5 protein-coding genes and 1 pseudogene are annotated in these 7,252 nt (G+C 55.4%); 5 read left to right on the forward strand and 1 reads right to left on the reverse strand.

From position 1 onward, the window contains the following. Window positions 1–316 precede the first annotated feature (316 nt). The 4 genes and pseudogenes from AC1RDS_RS20870 to AC1RDS_RS20885 all read left to right on the forward strand — a co-directional run bounded on the left by AC1RDS_RS20870 (window position 317) and on the right by AC1RDS_RS20885 (window position 6,105). Window positions 317–2,185: a tyrosine-type recombinase/integrase gene (locus AC1RDS_RS20870; protein WP_492227350.1), complete on the forward strand. Its 1,869-nt coding sequence runs from the start codon at window positions 317–319 to the stop codon at window positions 2,183–2,185. An 836-nt stretch (window positions 2,186–3,021) separates the two neighbouring features. Beyond that, window positions 3,022–4,182 (forward strand): annotated as a pseudogene (locus AC1RDS_RS20875) (IS3 family transposase). Window positions 4,183–4,441: 259 nt separating this feature from the next. After that, window positions 4,442–5,110, forward strand: a complete 669-nt coding sequence (locus AC1RDS_RS20880; RefSeq protein WP_067512979.1) for a nucleotide-binding protein — start codon at window positions 4,442–4,444, stop codon at window positions 5,108–5,110. Window positions 5,111–5,112: 2 nt separating this feature from the next. Beyond that, complete coding sequence (locus AC1RDS_RS20885) at window positions 5,113–6,105, forward strand: ParB/RepB/Spo0J family partition protein (RefSeq protein WP_492227351.1); 993 nt, start codon at window positions 5,113–5,115, stop codon at window positions 6,103–6,105. 37 nt (window positions 6,106–6,142) lie between these two features. Here AC1RDS_RS20885 and AC1RDS_RS20890 read toward each other — a convergent pair whose 3' ends face one another. Next, window positions 6,143–6,772, reverse strand: coding sequence for a DNA-binding protein (locus AC1RDS_RS20890; protein ID WP_492227352.1), 630 nt, complete (start codon window positions 6,770–6,772; stop codon window positions 6,143–6,145). 135 nt (window positions 6,773–6,907) lie between these two features. On the opposite strand from AC1RDS_RS20890, the gene AC1RDS_RS20895 reads away from it, so the two are divergent. Further along, complete coding sequence (locus AC1RDS_RS20895; RefSeq protein WP_492227353.1) at window positions 6,908–7,105, forward strand: hypothetical protein; 198 nt, start codon at window positions 6,908–6,910, stop codon at window positions 7,103–7,105. Window positions 7,106–7,252: the final 147 nt, after the last annotated feature.

The following is a 7,252-nucleotide window of genomic DNA, read 5'->3' on the forward strand; positions in this document are numbered from 1 at the left end:
GGATGCATCGTGCTGGGCCACATGGTGTGGCATGAGTATGTGCTTGAGCTACCAAGTGACCTGAGGATCGCGGATGTCGAGGTTCCGCGTCCAGGCAGTTTGTAAATCCAAAGCCTACGCAAGTTTCACGTCGCTAGCACCACTTTGCCAGCCAGCCATCCTTGCGCTCTGCGGCGTCGCAGCTCACGACGTGTTGCATGCACCGGACTTCGTCAATGTCGGCCTGCATGAATTCCTTCTAACTTCAACGCCCTTCATGTGTCCTGATACCCAATATGCTTAAGATAATGCTACATTATCTTAAGTCAAAAAATAGGTGGCAAAAATCGCTTCCCATATCGGTCAGGACCAAAAACCCAAGCCAATCAAAGACTTGAGACCCCGCCAGACCCAGGCGAGCGTGCGTTTCGTACACCGACTGGGACCACACCATTTCGCGCATTTACGCGCAGTGGCCGAAGGCATTGATCTCAAAGAGAGCACCCTGCGCTACCTTGGCATCGAACACGGCAACGAGGCCATCACCGCCCACAGGCAGACTGTGGATCAGGTTCGTGCCATCGCTCGGCGTCGAGGAGACTCCGCGTGGCGTCTGATAGGTGTGCGGATTCGGGTCCAGGACGCGAGCGGGCGCCCCCCCAGCCTGGAGGATTTCATCGCTGAACGGGACCTGGATGGCTGGAGCGAGTCCGAGCAGCTAGAGTTCTATGAGGCGGCTTTCCCGACCAACCCCAAAGCCGAACGGCGCGACCGGTTGCGCCGCAGACAGTTGGAGTTGCTGCGCAATCTGGAAGCCAGCAACGCAGAGCAGCCGAAAACTCAGGATATGGTTAACGGCTGGTTCGACGATCGAACCGCAACCAAGCTCATCGGCGCAGGATTTACCAATTTGGGCGAGCTGGCCCAGGCCATTTCTGCGGGCGGGCGCTGGTATCGCGACCTACCAGGTGTGGGCAAAAGCAAGGCTCAGCGCATTGCAGCGCACCTCCACACACTCATCCCTGCAGCACACTCACCCCTGAAGCGCCTCTTCGCCCTACCCTCCCCTGCCCTGGCCGACCATCCGCTTGACCTTGAATGTTTCCCTAGAAGCGCCATTCATGAGTCTCTCCAGATACCAGCAATGGAGCCGTCTCTGTCGACGTCAGGCTCCATGCTTAACGCCTCGAACGACTTGCAGGCCATGCGCACCTGGATCCAGACCCATGCAGGCTCTGCCGCCACGGTCAAGAGTTTCTGGCGAGAGGCGCGTGTCTTCATGCTCTGGCTCCAGCGTGAGCGTGGGGGCATCACGTTTGCACAGGTCAAAGTCGAGGACTGCTTGGCGTTCCGAGCCTTCACGGAGAACATTCCAGCCCACTGGATATCACGTGAGCGCGCCAGGCCCGGCCAACCCGGTTGGGCACCATTTCGCGGACAACTTTCGCAATCGAGCCGGCACCACCTGCTCAACATCGTGGGCGCCCTTTTCGCCTATTTGAAGCTGGCCGACTACATCGGGCAAAACCCATGGCCGCTGATCAAAACCCGCACCTCGATGAAAAAGACTGCGGTCAACAGCGTTGACACTCGCGCCTTTTCCGATGACGCGCAAACGGAGATCGAACGCTTCATTGATGCGCACCCCCCCTCCCCTTCCCGCGCGCGGATGCGATTCATTGTCGGATTCTTGTCGGGTGTCGGACTACGCGCCTCTGAATTGCTCGCAGCCAAGTTGGGCGATCTGCGCTATGTCAGCGGAGGGTATGTGTTACAAGTGGTGGGCAAAGGAGGCACGCCACGCGTTGTAGCCATCCCCCCTTCTGCGTTGGTGGCACTGGAGGATTACCTCAAGGCCCGCGGTTTAGGCAGCCTACAGGAAGCTCCTGTGAAGGCTCCGTTACTGGCCAGCGCCAAAGATCCTATGAAATCCATTGGTTACCAGGCTCTGTACCTCACCGTACGCATCTGGTTGAGGAATGCGATTAACGCATCCCTCCTCCCCTCTGCCGAACGCCATGCCCTTGCAGGCGCATCGGCGCACTGGCTGCGACATACCTTTGCAACTCGCGCTATCGAACGAGAGGTACCCATGGAAGTAGTTCAAGCTCAGCTAGGTCACGCCAACATCAGCACGACGATGAACATCTACGCGAAGGCACCATTGGAGCGACAGATCCAGACTATTTCTGCTGCTTTTAAGTGAATCTGACGATACCAAAATTTTTTCGAAATCATCACTCAAGAATTTATCAAAGTCAGTTTTGGAACATCCTGACGTCTGACACATTCGATCCAAAGACCACGTGGGAATATCCATGTGACTTGGAAAAATCTTCGTCTCACAAGCGGTCACCATGGCATCTCGATGCACCGTGATACCGCATGAATGATGCCCCATCTCCGGGAATATCCTGATTGCGAGAACAGGGCTTGCAAAGCATTTACGACTTATGCAAAACAAACCCGATCGGCTCCAAACTCCCAGAATTTCCAACACCTCGCTCGCGCAAAATCCTCTTTGTTTCGGCCACAGCCTCCACCTAACAAGATCGCACGAATCAAGTCTCCTGCAAGGACACTTCCGTCATTCACAACCCAACTTCTCACTAGCGCGAACTTGCCCTTACGACATTTCACAACGCCGCAAGAGACCACACTGAAAACAAAATAGAAAATGATGCACGGCCATCAACAAACTCAACGACGGGAAGTTGGCTCGAGCCAACTCTTCAAGCATTGAGTTGTTCAACGAGCAAAAAACTCTCCTCCGAGCAAATCACTCATCGTACAAAAATCATCCCTAGACACCAGCACCCATCAAGCCGGTTATCGAATTCATGTTCACACAGTGCTGCGACAGCAGCTTGGCTCGAGCCAACCCACATGACCTCGACTCCAAAGCTAGGTTGCGTCAACCGAAGTTGGCTCGAGCCAATCAATCCAGTTATCGAATTAATGTTGGCGCAGCGCAGCGAATGACCCTGCCTTGATTTCGCGAACAGCAAGAAGTTGGAAACTTAAGCTGTATGAAGAATCGAGATGCGAGATAGCAAACTGCCCAAGCGACAGTACACGGATGAATTCAAAGTGGAGGCGACCAAGCTGGCTGACTCGGTCGGACGCCACGAAGCGGCACGCCGATTGGGTGTTCCGGTGGCCACGTTGGGTAACTGGAAGCGGCGTTCGGCCGCAGCAGACACAGGCGTACCTGAACTCGCGTTGAACGCAGGTGCAGTGTCAACGCGCCGGCCAGTGAGCGAGTTGGAGGCCGAGAACAGCCGGCTGTGCCGGGAGCTTGCCGATGCGAAACTGTACGTGGAACTCCTTCGAAAAGCGACGGCGTACTTTGCCAGAGAGTCGCGATGAAGTACGCTTGGGAATCGAGAACCATCGCGACGAGTAAACCGTCAGCCGGTTGTGCCGGTTTTGTTGGTATCGCGTTCGGGGTACTGCCATTGGCACGTGCGGGCGCCCAGCGCGCGGTCGCTTGCCAACCAGGCTCTCGACACCACGGTGGCGGCCATCCATCAGGGCAGCCGCCGCAGCTACGGCCGGCCCCGGATCGCGCAGCAACTGTGCCAGAGTCTCAAGCGCCAAGGCCTGCGCCCGGTGTACCGCCGGGCATACACATGGTCACCATCGACTCAGGGCACCGCCTGCCAATAGCTGCCAACCTGCTGGATCGGCTGTTCGACGGCAGGCAGCCGAACCGGTCCTGGGTGGGCACATCACTTAAGTCGCGACCGGCGAGGGTTGGCTGTACCTTGCCGCGGTGATGGATGTGGCAAGCCGCCAAATCGTAGTCTGGTCGATATCAGACTCGATCGATGCGAAGCTGGTGTGCGCTGCACTCAGGTCAGCGTACAGGCAACGCAAGCCGAGCCCGGGATTGCTGGTGCACACGGATCGTGGCAGTCAATATGCAAGCCTCTAGTACCGTCGGCTGGCAGGTGACTTTGGTATCACGATATCGATGAGCATACAGGCGAACTGCGGGGATAACGCGGCCATGGAGAGCTTCTACAAGAAGCTCGAGATCGAGAGGATCTACCAGGTACGCTTGCCACCCGGGCCCAGGCAAGATTGGACATCGTTGACTGGATTGAGGGCTTCTACAACCGGTTCAACCGGTTTCGCATGCACACGACCATCGGATGCCTGGCCCCGATCACAGAGGAGCGCAGCCTGCTGGCTGCATGACCTGGTGTACGTGGAAACGAGTCGTGGTCAGACAGCATCTTGGCTCGAGCCAACCCACATGACCTCGACTCCCAGGCTAGGTTGAGTCAACCGATGTTGGCTCGAGCCAAGATTGTGTCTGTTGATTGCAGGCGAGGAATTGCAGCCCATGCTGCACTTGACAACAATCATTTCGGTGAAATGATCTCAACATTGACGAAGAATTGAGTTTTCGATGAAAATAGCAAAATATATTTGTGCCTTATGAAAGACATTTGATATGGTTATCACCATCGGAGCAGAGAAGGGCGGCGTCGCAAAGACAAGGCTTGCGACTCACATCGCAGCTTTGGCCGCGACAAATGGCGTGGATGTAGTTCTTTTGGATACGGATAAGCAAGGATCAGCTATGAGCTGGTCGAAAATTCGTAACGATGAGGGCGTCACACCATCAATTCCTGTGCTCGCTTTGCCGCCGAACCCAGCGCGTGAACTCGCAAATCTCTCGAAAAAATACACACTGGTCGTTGTCGATATCGGGGCTCAAAACTATAGAACCATGCTCGAGTGCGCATTGCTCAGCGACATCGTCTTAGTTCCATGTGGTGCTGATCAACAAGAAGTTGAATCGACTTTGAATGTCTTCGACACTCTGAAGGAGATGGGACCTCGCCACGAGTCCGGCGAAATTCCAGCCTTCGTCGTTCTCACTCGCGTTTCACCTATCGAAGGCGCCAAGGCAACATCTGAACTGCGCGAATTCTTCGCCAGCGAGGGTGTCTCGGTGTTCAAGTCTCAAATTGCTCACCGTGCTTCTTGGCTGGCCACTGGCAAGAGCGGTCGAGCAGTGCATGAGCTCAAAGGCCGCGAACGCTCACAAAAGGCGGTTGATGAGATGCAAGCGGTTTACGACGAAATCCTCCGTCGCATCAATGGTGAGGAACAATAAACATGGCTACCGGTTTCAAAAAACGCGCAGTCTCCGCTGACCGCGTCGCTGCAGTCGAATCAGTCGCAGCAAACATTCCCATCGTGGGTGATCCACGAATGACTCCACCCGAGATAGGCCTAGCAGACACGCGCTCCGTGCTTATCTCCTCAGGAGTTGGTTTGAGCCAAGATCGGACTTCGGCACCTCCAGACTACCAAGTAGGAAACGTCTATGACGTCCCTGTTGGCCTCATCAAGTCAAATCCATTCAATCCCCGCGCTGTCTATACGACCACTGCCGTGGACAACATGGCGATTTCGCTATCGACTTCAGGCCAGCGCATATCCGCTACTGGCTACATCGACGACCAAGGGAGCATCACCCTAATCGAAGGTGAAACGCGGTTGCGCGGTGCACGCGCCGCGGGTCTCGCGACGTTACGCATCGAGATTCGGCCCCGTCCGGCAAGCGATAGAGAGCTCTACGAGGAGGCTCGAGCGGCCAATGTTGAACGACGCGAGCAGACTCCACTGGATGACGCGATCAAATGGAAGGAGCTGCTAGCAAAAAAGGTTTATCAGACGCAAGCAGCATTGGCAAAATCTCTCGGCCTTGGCGAGGACTATGTCAGTCGAACGCTGTCGTTAGCCGGTCTGTCCAACAGAGTCATACACGCCGTAGCCGAGAACCCGGAGCTGCTAAATCACAAGATGCTTAATGCACTCCGCGAATTCTGGGATGTCGAGGGAGATGAGGCTACTCTCGAGCTCATTCTCGAAGTCGCGAAAACAGGCATGGGATATCGCGACGTTGTGGCCAGGCGCAAAGCCGCTGTCAAGGGCCCAGTGAAGCGCCCTCGCTCCACACGTGAGGCGCTCAGCTTCAAAGGCGCTAAAGGCGAACTCAAATCCTTCGAGGAGGACGGCCGGATCGAACTCAGTCTGAGGGGCCTCAGTCCCGAGACTGCCTATGAAATTACGTCGAAGCTAATGGCATTGTTTCCGAAAGAGTAATTCGCTTCGGGGCAGGGCAGGGCAGGGCAATCTAGCTTCACGCGCGATTTGATGGTGATACCAGGGCGGAAGTCAGGTCAACGAGCTGCTTGCGCAATGCTTCTGTTTCGCCTGTCATTCGCCCGATCTCCACAGCCTTATCAGTGGCCGCCTGGCGAGCGGTGGCGGCTTCTGCCAGTGCGGCGGCAAGAAGCGCTTCCAGGTCTGGAACCTTGGACGCCTTGATTTGTGCATCTGTCAGCGCCTCGGTGACTTTGGAGAGCTGTTCCTTGGTGCTCTCTAAAAGTTGGTTTTGAGATTCTTCGAGTTCTTCCATGCGCCGGATCTCGGAGTGGGCAAACTCCAGATCGCGGGCAATGGCTGCTACCTTACCTTCTGCGGCATCCCTGACTGACTGTGTTTGCTTGTTGGCATCTCGCAAAGCCATGGCCCAGAGCTGGCGCCCAAGTTCTGCGCTCTTTTCAAGCACGAAGGAGGGCGTTTCCAGGCCCTCTTGCGCACTGATCTCGCGCTGGACATTCCATGCGTCAAGGTAGCGTTTAATCGTTGTGTACGAGCCGCCCCCAATCTTGGCCTGTACGTTGACGATGCTTGGCTCTGTACCATCAGATACCAGAGAGCTGGCGGCATCAAAGACAAGTTCTTTGGTGGCGAGTGGTCGTGCCATAGTGATTCCTTCTATTACGGTAATTATGATAATTACCGTAATTATTGTCAATCTGGCATGTCTATTTCAACGATGAACCCACGGAATGTCTGCCTCGCTTGCCACCGAGCTTGTATGTTCGTTGAGACAGGCTTCATGGCCCGTTCTCGACAACCTGCGCTGGCTTGGACAGTGAGTCCACAAGACAATTCCACTTTGATTGCCGCGCACTGGATCAACGCCTTGACGCTGGGGCCAGCGGAAAATTTGCAAATGCTGAGAAAGTTTGCAGATTCAGAACCACTGCTCGTTGCCAAAAATACCAAGGTGAGCTTCTTCGGGGACCCAATCTGAGCATCAAGCTTAGAAGAAACTTTCAGCGTTGCTCATGACGGTTGCCACGAGCTCAAAGGGTTGTAAACAGCTTCCGGCTATCCCTCGCCCAGCTTATCGTGTGCAACGCCTGTATAGCGAGTCAAAAGGTGAGCTCTTACAGGGACG

It is taken from the genome of Acidovorax sp. GW823-FHT02H02 (assembly GCF_058797075.1).

Bases quoted from the DNA above. Each gene is read 5' to 3' on its own strand.
- AC1RDS_RS20880 (WP_067512979.1), top strand. From the start codon at position 4,442: ATGGTTATCACCATCGGAGCAGAGAAGGGCGGCGTCGCAAAGACAAGG.
- AC1RDS_RS20890 (WP_492227352.1), bottom strand. From the start codon at position 6,772: ATGGCACGACCACTCGCCACCAAAGAACTTGTCTTTGATGCCGCCAGC.
- AC1RDS_RS20895 (WP_492227353.1), top strand. From the start codon at position 6,908: ATGGCCCGTTCTCGACAACCTGCGCTGGCTTGGACAGTGAGTCCACAA.
- AC1RDS_RS20885 (WP_492227351.1), top strand. From the start codon at position 5,113: ATGGCTACCGGTTTCAAAAAACGCGCAGTCTCCGCTGACCGCGTCGCT.